Origin of the sequence: Bradyrhizobium sp. NBAIM01, assembly GCF_020194115.1 — a bacterium.
Taxonomy (GTDB): domain Bacteria; phylum Pseudomonadota; class Alphaproteobacteria; order Rhizobiales; family Xanthobacteraceae; genus Bradyrhizobium; species Bradyrhizobium yuanmingense.
Map to the genome: position 1 here is coordinate 138,762 of NZ_JADYVU010000013.1, position 16,688 is coordinate 155,449.

Genomic DNA, 16,688 nt, shown 5'->3' on the forward strand with positions numbered 1-16,688 from the left:
GCCTGGGCGAATTCGGCTTTACGCCGGAATTGGCCCTCACTATCAGAATCAGGACAATCTCCTTGCGCCGCGAACCGGTGGGCCGTTCGCGGGAGGAGGGCGCTCTATGATCGCCGGCCGGAATTGAGAGAGCAATGAGCGTGACTTCGGGAACGAAAACTGAGAGCGGCGTCGGCGAAACGATCCGAGTCGTCATTCATGCTCTCCTGATCGCGCTCGTGATCCGCACCTTCCTGTTTCAGCCTTTCAACATCCCGTCCGGCTCGATGAAGGCGACGCTGCTGGTCGGCGACTATCTGTTCGTCTCGAAATATTCCTATGGCTACAGCCATTACTCGATTCCATTCTCGCCGCCACTGTTCTCGGGACGGATCTGGGGCTCGGACCCCGCTCGTGGCGACATCGTCGTGTTTCGCCTGCCGAAGGACGATTCCACCGACTACATCAAGCGCGTGATCGGCCTTCCCGGCGACCGTGTCCAGATGCGGGACGGGCTGCTCTACATCAACGATACGCCCGTCGAGCGGCAGCGCATGAGCGAATATGTCGGCGAGGACCCTTGCGGCTCGGAAGGCGGCGGCATCTCCCGGGTGAAGCGCTGGAAGGAGACGCTGCCGAACGGCGTGTCCTATGAGACGCTGGACTGCGCCGACAACGGCTACATGGACAACACCAACGTCTACACCGTCCCGGCCGGCCACTTCTTCATGATGGGTGACAACCGCGACAACTCCACCGATAGCCGCTTTCTCGGCCAGGTCGGCTACGTCCCGCAGGAGCACTTGATCGGCCGCGCCCAGATGATCTTCTTCTCCATCGCTGAAGGCGAGCACGCCTGGATGCTCTGGCGCTGGCCGTGGGCGGTGCGCTGGAATCGGTTCTTCAAAATCGTCCGATGAAAGACGAAGCCAAGGACATCGCGATCCAACCGACCGAGGTGCAAGCCGCTCCCGAGGGCGATGCTGCGGCGAAGGCGCCTGCCAAGAAGAAACGGCCGCGGAGCAGCAAGGCCAAGGGCACGAATGCCAACGCGGCGCTCGAGGCGCGGATCGGCCACAGCTTCGCCGATCCAAATATGCTGATGCAGGCGATCACGCATGTCTCGGCCCTGAAGTCCGGGCGCAAGCGAGGCGACAGCTATCAGCGGCTGGAATTCCTCGGCGACCACGTGCTCGGGCTCGTCGTCTCCGACATGCTCTATCACGCCTTCCCGAACGCCGATGAGGGCGAGCTGTCCAAGCGGCTTGCCGAGCTCGTGCGCAAGGAGAGCTGCGCGGACGTCGCCAAGTCGCTCGGTCTCGTCGACGACATCAAGCTGGGCTCGGTCGGCTCCAGTGCCGATGCCCGCCTGCGCAAATCCATCCTCGGCGACATCTGCGAGGCCGTGATCGGCGCCATCTACCTCGACGGCGGCCATGCGGCGGCAGCCGAATTCGTCAAGCGCAACTGGACCGAGCGGATGCACAAGCCGCGCCGGCCCTTGCGCGATCCCAAGACCGTGCTGCAGGAATGGGCGCAAGGCAAGGGACTGCCGACGCCTGTCTATCGCGAGGTCGAGCGCACCGGCCCGCATCACGATCCGCAGTTCCGTGTCGCCGTCGATCTGCCGGGCCTGGCCCCGGCCGAGGGTATCGGCGGCAGCAAGCGCGCGGCAGAGAAAGTGGCAGCCTCAGTGATGATCGAACGCGAAGGCGTCGGCGGCAGCAATGACGGTTGAAGCAAGCGGCGGGGCACCCGGCGCGACGCGCTGCGGCTTCGTCGCGCTGATCGGCGCGCCGAATGTCGGCAAGTCGACGCTGGTCAACGCGCTGGTCGGCGCCAAGGTCACGATCGTCTCGCGCAAGGTGCAAACCACGCGCGCGCTGATCCGCGGTATCGTCATCGAGAACAACGCGCAAATTATCCTTGTCGACACGCCCGGCATCTTCTCGCCCAAGCGCCGGCTCGACCGCGCCATGGTCTCGACCGCCTGGAGCGGGGCGCATGATGCCGATCTGGTCTGCGTGCTGCTCGATGCGAAGACCGGGATCGACGAGGAGGCGGAGGCGATCCTCGCCAAGGCCGCCAGCGTCAATCACGACAAGATCCTCGTCATCAACAAGGTCGATCTGGTCCAGCGCGAGAAGCTGCTGGCGCTGGCGCGGGCCGCCAACGAGCGCATGGCGTTCGCAAGGACCTTCATGATCTCGGCGATCTCGGGCGATGGCGTCGACGACATCCGCAAGACGCTCGCGGACATGGTGCCGCCGGGTCCGTTCCTCTACCCCGAGGACCAAATGTCGGACGCGCCGATGCGGCAGCTGGCTGCCGAGATCACCCGCGAGAAGATCTATCAGAAGCTGCACCAGGAATTGCCCTACCAGTCCACGGTCGAGACCGACAAGTGGGAGGAGCGCAAGGACAAGTCTGTGCGGATCGAGCAGACGATCTACGTCGAGCGCGAAAGCCAGCGCAAGATCGTGCTCGGCAAGGGCGGCGCCACCATCAAGTCGATCGGCGCCGACTCGCGGAAAGAGCTGATGCAGATTCTGGACGTGCCGGTGCACCTGTTCCTGTTCGTCAAGGTGCGCGAGAACTGGGGCGACGATCCCGATCGCTATCGCGAGATGGGCCTGGACTTCCCAAAAGAATAACCAAGAAAAGATCGGCATTCGATGAGCCTACCCACCAACGTCCAGCGCTTCGAAGCGCTGCTCTATGCATCGTTGATGCTGGACGCCGTCTCGGTCGCCGTGCAGGACCGCACGCCCAATGCCGCGGTGACCGAGCAGATGATCATGACCGGGACGCTGCTCGCCGGCGGCATGATCCTCCTGTTGCTCTATTTCGTCCGGCTGGCCGCGCATCATCGCAAGAACTGGCCACGCTGGGTGCTGGCGGCGGCCCTCGTGTTGTCGGTGATCTCGCTCGGCCAGATCATCGGCGAGAAGGGCCTGGAGCTCGACAGCGCCATCGAGATCGTCTCCTGCGCGCTGACGACGATGGGCCTGTATTTCTCCTTCAGCGGCGACGCGCGGGACTGGTTCAACGCGTGAGGCGCCGTAGGGTCGATTAGCGAAGCCTAATCCACCTTTGACGTGCACGGGCGATTGGCGGATTACGCCTTCGGCTAATCCGCCCTACGATTGAACGCCGGAATCCGCTACACTTCCCCTATGGAATGGTCCGACAAAGGCATCGTGCTGGGGGTGCGGCGGCATGGCGAGTCCAGCGCCATCGTCGAGCTGTTGACGCGCGCGCATGGCCGGCATCTCGGCCTCGTCCGCGGTGGCGCCGGCTCGCGGATGCGGCCGCTGCTCCAGCCGGGGAACAGCGTCAGTGCGGTGTGGCGGGCGCGGCTCGACGAGCATCTGGGCACTTATACGATCGAGGGATTGAAGCTGCGCGCGGCAACGCTGCTGGCATCGTCCCACGGCGTCTACGGCGTCACCCATCTCGCCTCCGTCGCGCGGCTGCTGCCGGAGCGCGATCCGCACGAAGAGATCTTTGCGCTGCTCGAGCATTCGCTCGACGATTTCGACGACATCGGCAGCGCGGCCGTGCACCTGATCCATTTCGAGCTGGCGATGCTCGCCGAGCTGGGTTTTGGCCTGGCGCTGGACAATTGTGCCGTGACCGGCGAGACCACGGACCTGATCTATGTCTCGCCGAAATCAGGCGGCGCGGTATCGCGCGGCGCGGGCGAGCCGTGGCGCGACCGGCTGTTGCGGCTGCCGCCGTTCCTGCGCCAGGGCGAAACCGCGGGCGATCTCACCGAGCAGGATCTCCAGGACGGTTTTCGGCTCACCGGCCTGTTCCTGCTCCGCCACGTGCTGGAGCCGCGTGGCCAAGGCCATTCCGATGCGCGGGCCGGCTTCATCAACGCCCTGATGCGGCAGCAGGCGAGGGCGGCGATCCCGGCGCCATGACGTAATAGCTGCCCAGCCTTGCCCAGCAGCATGCAGTTCCCTGGAACGAAATCGGCCCGCGCGGACTTGGGGCTTGAGGTTCCACATCGGGGGACAGCCCAAATGTTGATCAGGGGATTCGCCTTGTCCGCGACGCTGCTTGCGTTCGCGCCCGACGCCATGGCTGGCGAGCCGCAGCCCGGGGCGTTTCGCCGGGCCTCGTGCACGGTGGTGCGGTACTATGTGGCGAAATATTCCGCTGCCGCTGCAGAGACATGGGCGCGGTCGCGGGGCGCGACCGACGCCGAGATCGAGGCCGCCCGCCGTTGCCTGACCAATGCGCCGGCGCCTGCGCAAACACCTGGTCCAGCCCCAACCCAGACCGTCACAGCCGGCTGGGCAGGTTAGTACGTCGCCCACAGGGAACCATTCGATCCTTGCCCGATTCGCTTCCACGGTTTAACCGGGCGGCATGGGAAAACGAATCGTTCCGCCGGAAGAACCGGCTGAAATCCACGAGGTGCCGCTGCGTGAGGCGCTGGAAGAGCGCTATCTCGCTTATGCCCTCTCCACCATCATGCACCGTGCGCTGCCGGACGCGCGCGACGGCCTGAAGCCGGTGCACCGGCGCATCCTCTACGGCATGCGCCTGCTCAGGCTCGACCCCGGCACGGCCTTCAAGAAGTCGGCCAAGATCGTCGGCGACGTGATGGGCTCGTTCCATCCGCACGGCGACCAGGCGATCTACGACGCCATGGTCCGCCTCGCGCAGGATTTCTCCTCACGATATCCGCTGGTCGACGGCCAAGGCAATTTCGGCAATATCGACGGCGATAACCCCGCCGCCTACCGCTACACCGAAGCGCGCATGACCGACGTCGCGCGGCTTCTGCTCGAGGGCATCGACGAGGACGGGGTCGAATTCCGCGCCAACTACGACGGCCAGTCGAAAGAGCCCATCGTGCTGCCGGGCGGCTTCCCGAACCTGCTCGCCAACGGCGCGCAGGGCATCGCGGTCGGCATGGCGACCTCGATCCCGCCGCACAACGCCGCCGAGCTGTGCGATGCCGCGCTGCACCTGATCGAGAAGCCCGACGCAAAGTCGAAGGCACTGCTCAAGTGGGTCAAGGGCCCGGATTTCCCGACCGGCGGCATCATCGTCGATTCCAAGCAGGCGATTGCGGAAGCCTACACCACCGGCCGCGGCTCGTTCCGCGTCCGAGCGCGGTGGACGCAGGAGGAGGGCGCACGCGGCACCTGGGCCGTCGTCGTCACAGAGATTCCGTTCCTGGTGCAGAAGTCGCGTCTGATCGAGAAGGTCGCCGAGCTGCTGGACCAGAAGAAGCTGCCGCTGGTCGGCGACATCAGGGACGAATCGGCCGAAGACGTCCGCATCGTGATCGAGCCGAAGTCGAAGAACGTCGATCCGGCGCTGATGATGGAATCGCTGTTCCGCCTCACCGAGCTCGAAAACAAGATTCCGCTGAACCTCAACGTCCTGATCAAGGGGCGCATCCCCAAGGTCGTGGGGCTCGCGGAGTGCTTGCGCGAATGGCTCGACCATCTGCGCGACGTGCTGATCCGCCGCAGCAACTACCGCAAGGCGCAGATCGAGCACCGGCTGGAAGTGCTCGGCGGCTTCCTGATCGCATACCTGAACATCGACAAGGTGATCAGGATCATCCGCACCGAGGACGAGCCGAAGCCTGAGCTGATGAAGGCGTTCAAGCTCACCGAGGTGCAGGCGGAAGCCATCCTCAACATGCGCCTGCGCTCCTTGCGCAAGCTCGAGGAGATGGAGATCCGCACCGAGGACAAGAACCTCCGCGCCGAGCTCAAGGGCATCAATGCGGTGCTCGCCTCCGAAGCCGAGCAGTGGAAGAAGGTCGGCGAGCAGGTCGGCAAGGTCCGCGACATGTTCGGACCGAAGACACCGCTCGGCAAGCGTCGCACCACCTTCGCGGATGCGCCCGAGCACGACCTCGCCGCGATCGAGGAGGCCTTCGTCGAGCGCGAGCCGGTGACGGTTGTCGTCTCCGACAAGGGCTGGATCCGCACCATGAAGGGGCATGTCGAGGATCTCTCCGGCCTCGCCTTCAAGCAGGACGACAAGCTCGGCTTCGCCTTCTTCGCCGAGACGACCTCGAAGCTGCTGCTGTTCGCCACCAACGGCAAGTTCTACTCGCTCGACGTCGCCAAGCTGCCGGGCGGCCGCGGCCATGGCGAGCCGATCCGATTGTTCATCGACCTCGAGCAGGAGGCCGCGCCCGTCGCGCTGTTCGTCAACAAGGGCGGCCGCAAATTCCTGGTCGCCAGCCACGAGGGCCAGGGTTTTGTGGTCAACGAGGACGATTGCGTTGGCACCACCAAGAAGGGCAAGCAGGTCCTCAACGTGGACATGCCGAACGAGGCCCGCGCGATCACCGAGGTGACGGGCGACACCGTCGCCGTCATCGGCGAGAACCGCAAGATGCTGGTCTTCCCGCTCGACCAGGTGCCGGAGATGGCCCGCGGCCGCGGCGTGCGCCTGCAGAAATACAAGGACGGCGGCCTGTCCGACGTTGCGGTATTCGACGCCAAGGCGGGCCTGACCTGGAAGGACTCCGCAGGACGCGAATTCTCGGCGACCATGAAGGAGCTGGCGGAGTGGCAGGGCACCCGCGCCGACGCCGGCCGCCTGCCGCCGAAGGGTTTCCCGAAGTCGAACAAGTTCGGTCGGGTGATCGGGTAGGGCACTGGCCCCAACTGTCGCCACAACGACGCTGTCATCCCCCGCCTAGTGCGCAATTGCGCACGGGGGCGGGGCATCCAGTACGCCGCGGCTTCTCCGTATCCATCAGCTGTCTCTGGAGTACTGGGTGGCCCGGTCAAGCCGGGCGGCGACAGCGCGTGTTGTGCTCTCTGCTCCACCGTCATTGCGAGCGCAGCGAAGCAATCCAGAATCCCACCGCGGAAAGACTCTGGATTGCTTCGCTGGGCTCGCAATGACGAGCTGCGACAGCCTCGCTCTCCACTCTAAGTATGTGCATCCTGCAAACGCGTGGCAGCTAGCTATGAGCGCATACGTGTGGGCACGAACATTGCTTTTTTTTTGCTGAACGCAAACGGCTGGTCAAAAGGCAAAAACACCCCAATGCTCAAACTGAAGACTTTCATTCCCGCGCTGTTCGGCCTTGCGCTGGTGGCGGCGCCCGCGCATGCGGCGGGCAATCTCGTCGCGGTGCTCGAGGCGGAGATTGTCACGCTCGATCCGCATTTCTCCACGGCCTATATTTCGCGCACGTTCGGCTACATGGTGTTCGACACGCTGTTTGCGAAGGATGCCAACGGCGACATCAAGCCGCAAATGGTGCAGGACTGGAAGGTCTCGCCCGATGGCTTGACCTATACGTTCACGCTGCGCGACGGCCTGAAATGGCACGACGGCCAGCCGGTCACATCAGCCGATTGCGTGGCCTCGCTGCGCCGCTGGGGCACCCGCAGCGCGCTCGGCCGCCGCATTTTTGCGATCACGGCTTCGCTCGAGCCGGTCGATGCGAAAACCTTCGTGCTGACGCTGAAGGAGCCGTCCGGCCTCGTCATCGACGCGCTCGGCAATCCCGTCAGCCCGGTCGCTTTCATGATGCCCGAGCGCATCGCGAAGACGCCCGGCGACCAGCGCATCACCGAGATCGTCGGCTCCGGCCCGTTCGTCTACAGCAAGGCCGAGCACCGCACCGGCGACCGCATGATCCTGAAGAAGTTCGGCGACTATGTGCCGCGTTCCGAGCCCGCGGACTTCCTGGCCGGCGGCAAGCGCGTCAATGTCGACACGCTCGAGGTCCGCGTCATTCCCGATGGTGCGACTGCCGCCTCTGCGCTGCAGGCCGGCGAAATCGATTTCATGCAGTACGCGCCGTTCGATCTGCTGCCGCAGCTGGAGAAGAACACGCGCGTCAAGCTCGTCAACTTCACCGGCGGCAACATGTTCGCCGGCGCCTACCGTCTCAACGCGGCCTCGAAGCCCTTCGATGATCCGGAAATCCGCCGCGTGCTGTGGAAGCTGGTCGACCAGCGCGAAGTGCTGGATGCGCTCGGGCTCGACGCCAAATACGCCACGCCTTGCGCGACCTACTTCACCTGCGGCACCACCTATGAAAGCAAGGCCGGCATCGAGGCCGCGGCCAAGCCCTCGATCGAAGCGGCGAAGGCCGCGCTGAAGGCGACCAAATACGCCGGCGAGCCCGTCGTCGTGATGCAGGCCAACGACCTCGAAGCGCCGCGCGTCTCGGCGCAGGTGCTTGCGGAGCGGCTGAAGGCTGCAGGTTTCAACGTCGATCTGCAGGTGATGGACTGGGCGAGCGTGCTGGCGCGCCGCGCCAAGAAGGAGGGCTGGAGCGTCTATGGCGTCCACGCCGGCGGCTTCGACCTCGGCTCGCCGCTGACCAATGTCATGGTTGCCTTCAACTGTGCCGACTTCACCGGCTGGCAATGCGATGCGCGCATCACACCCTTGATGGAAGCCTTCGCCAAGGCGCCGGCCGAGGAGGACCGCAAGAAGATCGCGGGCGAGATCCAGGCCGTCATGTACGACCAGGCACCCGCGATTCCGTGGGGCCAGTTCGCGCAGCCGGCCGCCTATCGCGCGACCTTGCGCGGTCTGATACCGTCCGCCATCCCGGTGTTCTGGAACGTTGAGAAGTAGCGCGATGTACGATGTCATTGTTGTCGGCGGCGGCTCCGCCGGCGCCGCCGTGGCCGCAAGGCTCTCCGAAGATCCCGCACGGCGCGTCCTGCTGCTCGAGGCGGGGCGCGACTGGCGCGCCGATGAGGCGCCCTGGGAGGTGCGGACGCCGAATCCGATCCCGATCATCCACAAGCGCGAGTACCAGGAGAAATGGCAATGGCCCGATCTTCTGACGCGCCGCGTCGCTGGGCAGGAGCCGCGCTTCTACTGGCGCGGCAAGGGGCTCGGCGGCTCGTCGATGATGAACGGCCAGATCGCGATCCGCGGCGTTGCCGATGCCTTCGACGAATGGGCGGCCAATGGCTGCACCGGCTGGTCGGCGAAAGAGGTGATGCCGCTGTTTTCGGTGATCGAGGACGATCTGGAATTCGGCGATGTCGAGGGCCACGGCCGCGGCGGGCCACTGCCGGTCTACCGCGCGCCTTTGCAAAAGTGGGGTCCGATCGACCGCGGCTTGCGCGATGCGGCACTTGCGAGCGGCTATCCCTGGTGCGCCGACGTCAATGGTCCGGACGGCGAGGGCGTTGCGTGCTACCCCATCAACAGCCGCGACTTGCGCCGCATCACCACCAATGAGGGCTATCTCGAGCCCGCACGCGGGCGCGCCAACCTGGAGATCCGCGGGCATGCGCTGGTCGATCGCGTGCTGATCAGCGACGGACGGGCGACCGGTGTCCGCGTTCATGTCGAGGGGCAGGGCACCCAGGAGATCAGCGCCCGCCAGATCGTGCTGTGCGCCGGCGCCATCCACAGTCCGGCGATCCTGCTGCGCTCGGGCATCGGGCCGGCCGAGGAGTTGAAGGCAATGGGGATTGTGGTCACGCGCGATCTGCCGGTCGGCCGCCATTTCTTCGACCATCCGCTGTTTCGCGCCACGATCCAGCTCCGGGACGAGCTTCGTCCCACCGATCCGGATACGCGCCACACCAATTGCTGCGTGACCTATTCCTCCGGCCTCGCCAATGGCGGCAAGCGCGACATGATCCTGATCGCCTTCAATCATCGCGGCATCGGGAACCCCGGAGCGATCGGCGCGGGGCTGTTCAACGCCTATTCGCGCGGGACGCTCAAGCTGGCCTCGACCGATCCTGCAATCGATCCGGTCGTCGAGGAGAACATGCTGGCCGATCCGCGCGACATGCTACGCATGATCGATGCGGTGAAACGCCTCGCGGTCATCACATCGCAGCCGGCGCTGTCAGGCATCGCCGACTGGATCAGGCTCGCTGACACGGATCTGACGCTGCCGCAGGCCGCCAGCCTGCCCGATCACGAGCTCGAAGCGGTGCTGCGCCGCGAGACGGGCGACATCCAGCATGCCGCCGGCAGCTGCCGTATGAGCGGCTTGGACGACCCGGATGGCGTGGTCAACCCCGACGGCACCGTGAAAGGAATCGGCGGCCTGCGTGTAGCCGACGCCTCGATCATGCCGTCCGATTGCCGCGCCAACACGCATTTCACGACGGTGGTGATCGGGGAAGCGATCTCGCGGATGATGATGCGGTAGCCGGCAGCCGGGATTCAAGGCGCATTGTGTTGAGTCACGCGCGCGTCGCGGAAGATGGGCGAGTGGCGGGACCAGATTCAATTCAACGTTGCGCGACATCGTTCCTACCAATGTTGAAAGCCTCCGATGAATATCATCAGGAACGTTTGCGCGCGGCTTCGATTGGCATGTCATCGTCAATCGGAGTTTGAACAATGCGAAAGACAATCTTCTCAGTCGCCATGTGTGCGTTGCTTGCCGGCGCGTCGATCGGGTTCGCCCATGCGCAGGCGGGCGGAGGTGCCGGAGGCGGGGCCGGCGCAGGTGGAGCGGGCGGCGCGGGTGCGGGCGCTAGCGCCGGGGCCGGAGGAACCAGCGGCGGAACGAGCGGCGCGGCGGGTGGAACGGGAGCGGGCGATGCAGGTACCGGCAGTTCGACGGGATCCAGCGTAGGCGCCGGCGGCGGCAGTGGCGCGGGTTCCGGCCAGGGCGGTCCTCAGACCATCCGTCCGGGCGGCACAAACGATCCAACCCGACGCTAACAAACGTCGGCGCTTACGACGTGAATAAGGGAAGGCTGCAGGGTTCGACTCAGCAGCTTTCCCGCGGCATCAGCGAGCCGGCCCAAGGTGGAACGGGTCTATGGACTGAACAAGCTGCGAAGAAAACGCTCCTTTTCGCCGGGCGCATAACCTTGAGAAGCGCCGAAATAAGGTTCAGTGGCGCCAGGATAAGCTGAGGTTTCCGGCGACGGCGCGTAGGCGAAGCCCGAAGCTGGACCGGACAGGATCATACCCTGACCGGAATGGACAATCGCGTGCCGCCGGTGTGGATGACGCGCCTGTGCGGCGTCGGCAGCGCCGACCAAGGTGATCAGAAAACTGAAAACCAGAAGGAAACGCATCGCTGTTTCTCCAAACGCCCCCTGCCTAGGTGGCGTTCGGCCGCGGCGTTCCAACTCATCCTGGACTCACGATTAGTCACGTCCCTGGCATCAGATCACCCCGGCCATCCGCAACGCCACGCCCGCCGCGCAGCTGCCCGCCAGCACCGTCAGCATGCCGAGCTTGAACCGGAAGATCGCGGTGGCCGCCGCGATCGCCAGCACCAGCGCCGGCACGTCGACGCTCCTCAGCACCGGCATGTCGAAGTTCAGCGGAAACGCATCCACCGGCACGGTCTCGCGGAACAGGATGTGCAGCGCGAACCAAATCGACAGGTTGAGGATCACGCCGACCACGGCGGCGGTGATCGCGCTGAGCGCGCCGGCGAGGCCCGCGTTGCCGCGCAGGCGCTCGATGTAGGGCGCGCCGACGAAAATCCAGAGGAAACAGGGCATGAAGGTAACCCAGGTCGCGAGCAGGCCGCCGAGCGTGGCCGCGAGCATCGGCGACAGGCCGCTAGGGTCGCGATAGGCCGCCATGAAGCCCACGAATTGCAACACCATGATCAGCGGGCCCGGCGTGGTCTCGGCCATGCCGAGACCGTCGAGCATCTCATGCGGCTTGAGCCAATGATAATGCTCGACCGCCTGCTGGGCGACATAGGCCAGCACCGCATAGGCGCCGCCGAACGTAACCAGCGCCATCTTCGAGAAGAACAGCGCGATCTGGCTGAACACATTGGCCTGACCCAGGGCCATCAGCAGTGCGATCACCGGCACCAGCCAAAGCGCCAGCCACAATGCACCGACGCGGATCGCGCGCGCCGTGTTGGGCCGGACGTGATCGGGCACGGCCTCGCCGAGCATGCTGTCGATCGCGGCGCCGCCGCCATGGCCGTGACCGGCCGGCGCGAATTCCGGACGGCCGCTTCGGGCGCCGGCATAACCGATGAGGCCGGCGGCGATGATGATGATCGGGAAGGGGACCGCGAAGAAGAAGATCGCGACGAAGGCGATGCCTGCGAGCGCGATCATGATGCGGTTCTTCAGCGCGCGCTTGCCGACGCGCACTACCGCCTCGACGACGACGGCGAGCACGGCCGCCTTGAGCCCGAAGAACAGCGCCTCGACGAAGCTGACATTGCCGAAGGCGGCATAGATGTAGCTGAGGCCCATGATGGCGATGATGCCGGGCAGGATGAACAGCCCGCCCGCCATCAGCCCGCCGGCGGTGCGATGCATCAGCCAGCCGACATAGGTCGCGAGCTGCTGCGCCTCAGGTCCCGGCAGCAGCATGCAATAGTTCAGTGCGTGCAGGAAACGGCCTTCGGAGATCCACTTCTTCTCCTCGACCAGGATGCGGTGCATCACCGCGATCTGGCCCGCGGGCCCGCCAAAGCTCAGGCAGGCGACACGGAGCCAGACGCGGAAAGCTTCGTTGAAGCTGATGCCGTGACCGGCACCAGCTCCCGCTTGATCGGCGCGAACGTCCATTACGCCTTCACCTTGTTGGTCGGCCAGTTGTGAGTCTCGGTGGTGGCGTCGCGGCACCAGCGGTAGAAGGCATCATAGAGCAGCATGCCGGCCTCGAGCTGCTCGAGGTCGTCGTCATACATGCGCGACAGCCCGAGCGAGGCCGCGAGCAGGCCGGGCGCCTCCGGCGCGAGGTCGGGTCGCGCGGTGTCGGCGCCCCGCACCAGCGTCGCGAGACGCAGCAGGGGCAGAGTCGCGATGCCGAACTCCTCGATCATCACGTCGAAGGTGCAGAGGTCGCCGCGGTGGCTCCAGAACACGTTCTCGATGTCGAAGGGCGCTGCGCCGAACCGCTCGCCGACGGCGACCACCTCGGACGGCGCGACATAGAGGAACACTGCGCCCGGATCGACGAAGCGGCGGATCAGCCACGGGCAGGCGATGCGGTCGACCTTCGGCCGCGCCCGCGTCACCCAGACGGTGCGCCCCTTGGCATCGCGCGGCGGCAACTTGCGGGCGTCGACCAGCGGCAGTTTTGCGGCCTTCCAGCCCTCGAAGCCGTCTTCCAGGGTTTCGGCCTCGGCACCGAGCTGCCTCAGCCAGGCAGCCGTACCTTGCGCCAGCTTGGCGCCGCGCAGGCAGGAGACGATGGCAGAGCGGCCGGCGAATGCGCCGCCCCATTCGGCGACGGTTTCGTGGCTGAGTTTGATCGAGCCGGGAATCAGCCGCCGGTCGGCGGCAAAATCCTCCTCGGTGCGGACATCGATCAGGACAGGAGCGTTGGCCGTGCCGATCAGGCGCGCCAGTTTATCGGATGAGATGGTCGTGAATGTAGACATGATGCGTCCTCGAGAACCAAACGGGACGCGATGCTTGGGCCTGTCGCCTCGTGGGGAGATCGCTCAAATCCCCATGGCGCAGATTACAGCGAAACTAAGAAGCACTGTCAATCCGCGGGACGATTGGTCCTTAGAAAATTGGTGCCTGCCGTCTATATTGGAGGCCAACAGAGCTGAATCTTCTGGAGAATTCGATGCATTCCCATTCCATCGAACAATGGACCCATGACCACGCCTTCCTGGGCGAGAAGCACGACGACAACGAGCGCCGCACCTGGTTCGTGGTCGTGCTGACGCTGGTCATGATGGTCGGCGAGATCGTCGCCGGCTCGCTGTTCGGTTCGATGGCGCTGCTCGCCGACGGCTGGCACATGGGCACCCATGCGGCGGCGCTCGGCATTGCCGCCTTCGCCTATCGCTTCGCGCGGCGGCATCTGGGGAATGCGCATTTCACCTTCGGCACCGGCAAGTTCGGCGATCTTGCCGCCTTCGCCAGCGCGATCATCCTCGGCCTGATCGCGGTCGAGATCGCCTATGAGAGCGTGCTGCGCTTGATCAATCCGGTGCCGATCGTCTACGGCGAGGCCATGGCCGTGGCTGCTCTCGGCTTGGGCGTCAATCTCGCCAGCGTGTGGCTGCTGCGCGACAGCCACGATCATCACCACGGCCATGGCCATGCGCATGATGACCACGCCGAGCATGACCACGAGCGCGATCATCACCACCATCAGCACGACAACAACCTCCGCGCGGCCTATGTCCATGTCATGACCGATGCCGCAACCTCGGTGCTGGCGATCGCAGCGCTCGGCCTTGCCATGTATTCCGGCTGGGTCTGTGCCGACCCGGCGGTGGGTCTGATCGGCAGCGCCGTGATCGCGAGCTGGGCATTCGGCCTGATCAAATCATCGGGTGCGGTGCTGCTCGACGTGCGCGCCGACGAGAAGCTGGAGCGGGTGATCCGCGCCCGCATGGAGGTCGGTGAGGATCGCGTCACCGACCTGCATCTCTGGCAGGTCGGCCCCGGCCATTGTGCCGTGCTGCTCTCGGTGGTGTCGGACAAGCCGAAGCAGCCGGCCGTCTACAAGCGGCGGCTCGCCGGGCTGAAGGGCCTCAGCCACGTCACGGTCGAGGTCGAGACCTGCCCGCATTAGCGGTGAGTGAACGTGACTTCGCGCATGACGAGAAGAAGTTTGCGTTTTCATTTTGAGTTGTCGCGATTGCGACCCACCCGGGCGTTTCGCAAATCGTGATCTGGTTCATAACCGAGCGGCCAGCTGCGCAGTATGGATTGACGTGCGCTCGATGAGGACGTGCGTGCGCTGAGTTCGCAACTGCCGGGCAAGGTCCGGTCAACATCAAGGTAGTGAAGCAGTACCGGCCTTAAGGGCCATTCACCTGAGAGCCCGGTCAGCGGAGGCCGGGCTTCGGAGAGACGAGCAATGGGCCTCGTGCAGCAGGACACCGTGGTCCTCTTGGTCGACCTCGTCGAGTCCGTGCGTCTGATGCGGGAGCATGAGGCGTCCGCGGTGCGTCGATGGACCGACTTCGTCCAACTTGCCACCGGCCAAATTCTGCCGCGTTATCGCGGCGGCCTCGTGAAGAGCCTCGGAGACGGGCTCATGGCCCGCTTCGAATCCGTGCGTGATGCCGTCAATGCCGCCGCCGAAATGCACCGGAGTATCGCCGTTCAGAACACCGGGCGGCCTGAAGATCAACACTTCCAGCTTCGTGCGGGGATCAACTCCTCCACCGCCTGGAGTGACGGCACTGACATCTATGGCACCGGCATCAACCTCGCAGCCCGGCTCGCAACTCTTGCCGGTCCCGGTGAAACCATCGCCAGCGAGGCCGCGCATGAGCAACTGGCGACAGCTCTTGCCAGCCTGGCCAGTCCGGGGGAGACGATTGGCAGCGCTGCGGCGCGCGACGAGCTGACGCACGGAGTGGATGCGCTGTGCGAAGATTTGGGCGACTGTATCCTCAAGCACTTTGACAAGCCGGTTCGCGCCTACCGCGTTGGTCCGGCCAGTCCACACCCAAGCCTCGCAGCTCGGCGAGACTATGGAACTCCCATGGAGCCGACGATCGCCGTCATCCCCTTCGACGCGCGCAAGGACGCGGAGGAGCATCTCGACGTCGGTAACCTGATCGCGGACTGCGTGATCTGGTGCCTGTCCAGATCGGCGAACCTCAAGGTGATCTCGCGTCTGTCGACCAACATATTTCGCGGCAGGGTCAGCGATGTGGCGGAAGTATCGGCGCATCTCGGTGCCACCTACATTCTCAGCGGCAGCTATGTGGTCGATGCGGACCGGATTCTGGTGACGGCGGAGCTGTCCGCGGCGCGAACCAATCAAGTCGTCTGGACCGACCGCCTGAGCGGCAATATCGGCGATCTGCTGCAGCCGGAGAGCGAACTGGCTCACCGCATCGCCGCTGCAGTGCATCTGTCGGTCTTCGATGCCGAGGTCGAGCATATCCTGACCCAGCCGTTACCGACGCTAGAAAGCTACTCGCTGCTGCTTGGCAGCATCCGCCTGATGCACCGGTCGAGCAGGGAGGAGTTTCTCCAGACCCGGACGGTGCTGGAGGAACTGATCAATCGCCACGGCCGAATAGCTGCCCCGCGCGCCTGGCTCGCCAACTGGTACATCCTGCGCATGACGCGCGGCTGGTCCGAGGACCGCAAACGCGAGGCCGCCGAGGCCTTGAGCGCCACTCGCGCGGCGCTCGACCGTGACCCGTCCGACGCGCTTGCGCTTGCGACCGAAGGCTTCGTCTATTGTCACATGTTGAAGGACCTGGACGCTGCCCGAAAGCGGTGCGAGCAGGCCGTCGATGCCAACCCCAGCCACGCGTTGGGCTGGCTCTACCGGGGCACCGTCGACGCCTTCAAAGGCGACGGCGAGGCAGCCGTGGACGCAACGCGGCGCGCTCTGAAACTCTCCCCGCTCGATCCGCAGCGGTATTATTTCGAGTCCCTGGGCGCCACGGCGCTTCTATCGGCGCATCGATACGACGAGGCGGAAGAGCTCGCGCGCTCATCTCTCATTCTCAATCGCATGCATCCGTCTACGTGGCGGGTCCTCGCTATCGCACTCGTTTCGCAGGGACGGGTCGCGGAGGCCCGCGAAGCCTTGGGCAAGATGTGCGAGCTCGAGCCGCATTTGACCCTAGATCGATACATCGGGCGCCTCCCCAATGCGCATCTCGAAACAGGCAGGCACTGGGCTCGCTGCCTCGAAGTGGCAGGACTACCGACGACAGGCTGACTAACCTCATACCGACTTGTTTTCATAAGGAGGCAGGCAATGGCTCAACTAGGCGGGGCGGGAGGAGCAGGCGGCGCAGGTGGTGCTGGCGGAGCCGGCGGCGCAGGGGGGGCAGGAGG

Annotated in this window: 14 protein-coding genes; 11 read left to right on the forward strand and 3 right to left on the reverse strand. The window is 65.1% G+C overall.

Annotated features, from left to right (window positions below; translation table 11 throughout):
- Positions 1–134 precede the first annotated feature (134 nt).
- The 9 genes from lepB to I6F31_RS29995 all read left to right on the forward strand — a co-directional run bounded on the left by lepB (position 135) and on the right by I6F31_RS29995 (position 10,120).
- Positions 135–899 (forward strand): signal peptidase I, encoded by a 765-nt coding sequence (gene lepB / locus I6F31_RS29955; RefSeq protein WP_036015031.1) that lies wholly within the window; start codon positions 135–137, stop codon positions 897–899.
- On the forward strand, positions 896–1,717 hold the full coding sequence (rnc, locus tag I6F31_RS29960) for a ribonuclease III (protein ID WP_109143526.1): 822 nt from the start codon (positions 896–898) through the stop codon (positions 1,715–1,717). The genes lepB and rnc overlap by 4 nt, the downstream gene beginning before the upstream one ends.
- Positions 1,707–2,633: a GTPase Era gene (gene era, locus I6F31_RS29965; protein WP_036025516.1), complete on the forward strand. Its 927-nt coding sequence runs from the start codon at positions 1,707–1,709 to the stop codon at positions 2,631–2,633. The genes rnc and era overlap by 11 nt, the downstream gene beginning before the upstream one ends.
- A gap of 21 nt (positions 2,634–2,654) precedes the next feature.
- A complete protein-coding gene (locus I6F31_RS29970; protein WP_036039208.1) occupies positions 2,655–3,035 on the forward strand; it encodes a hypothetical protein in 381 nt (126 codons plus the stop codon).
- 120 nt (positions 3,036–3,155) lie between these two features.
- Positions 3,156–3,908 (forward strand): DNA repair protein RecO, encoded by a 753-nt coding sequence (gene recO / locus I6F31_RS29975; RefSeq protein WP_225186540.1) that lies wholly within the window; start codon positions 3,156–3,158, stop codon positions 3,906–3,908.
- 102 nt (positions 3,909–4,010) lie between these two features.
- Complete coding sequence (locus I6F31_RS29980; protein ID WP_036015015.1) at positions 4,011–4,295, forward strand: hypothetical protein; 285 nt, start codon at positions 4,011–4,013, stop codon at positions 4,293–4,295.
- A 64-nt stretch (positions 4,296–4,359) separates the two neighbouring features.
- A complete protein-coding gene (gene parC, locus I6F31_RS29985) occupies positions 4,360–6,618 on the forward strand; it encodes a DNA topoisomerase IV subunit A (RefSeq protein ID WP_036015009.1) in 2,259 nt (752 codons plus the stop codon).
- 402 nt (positions 6,619–7,020) lie between these two features.
- Positions 7,021–8,571 (forward strand): ABC transporter substrate-binding protein, encoded by a 1,551-nt coding sequence (locus tag I6F31_RS29990; RefSeq protein ID WP_225186541.1) that lies wholly within the window; start codon positions 7,021–7,023, stop codon positions 8,569–8,571.
- A 4-nt stretch (positions 8,572–8,575) separates the two neighbouring features.
- Positions 8,576–10,120 carry a GMC family oxidoreductase N-terminal domain-containing protein gene (locus I6F31_RS29995; protein WP_225186542.1) on the forward strand — a complete coding sequence of 515 codons (1,545 nt, stop codon included), beginning with the start codon at positions 8,576–8,578 and terminating at the stop codon, positions 10,118–10,120.
- 619 nt (positions 10,121–10,739) lie between these two features.
- Here the strand turns inward: I6F31_RS29995 and I6F31_RS30000 are convergent.
- From I6F31_RS30000 to I6F31_RS30010, 3 genes are all read right to left on the reverse strand, one after another.
- Positions 10,740–11,003: a hypothetical protein gene (locus I6F31_RS30000; protein ID WP_225186543.1), complete on the reverse strand. Its 264-nt coding sequence runs from the start codon at positions 11,001–11,003 to the stop codon at positions 10,740–10,742.
- 90 nt (positions 11,004–11,093) lie between these two features.
- Positions 11,094–12,476, reverse strand: coding sequence for a chromate efflux transporter (gene chrA, locus I6F31_RS30005; RefSeq protein WP_225186544.1), 1,383 nt, complete (start codon positions 12,474–12,476; stop codon positions 11,094–11,096).
- Positions 12,476–13,294, reverse strand: a complete 819-nt coding sequence (locus tag I6F31_RS30010; RefSeq protein ID WP_225186545.1) for a chromate resistance protein ChrB domain-containing protein — start codon at positions 13,292–13,294, stop codon at positions 12,476–12,478. Before I6F31_RS30010 ends, chrA begins: the two co-directional genes overlap by 1 nt.
- Before the next feature lie 194 nt (positions 13,295–13,488).
- Between I6F31_RS30010 and dmeF the strand changes: the two genes are divergently transcribed.
- Both dmeF and I6F31_RS30020 read left to right on the forward strand, forming a co-directional pair.
- The gene (gene dmeF / locus I6F31_RS30015) at positions 13,489–14,448 is read left to right on the forward strand and encodes a CDF family Co(II)/Ni(II) efflux transporter DmeF (RefSeq protein ID WP_225186546.1); all 960 of its coding nucleotides are present in this window, start codon (positions 13,489–13,491) and stop codon (positions 14,446–14,448) included.
- Between the two features lie 288 nt (positions 14,449–14,736).
- On the forward strand, positions 14,737–16,569 hold the full coding sequence (locus I6F31_RS30020; RefSeq protein WP_225186547.1) for a tetratricopeptide repeat protein: 1,833 nt from the start codon (positions 14,737–14,739) through the stop codon (positions 16,567–16,569).
- Positions 16,570–16,688: the final 119 nt, after the last annotated feature.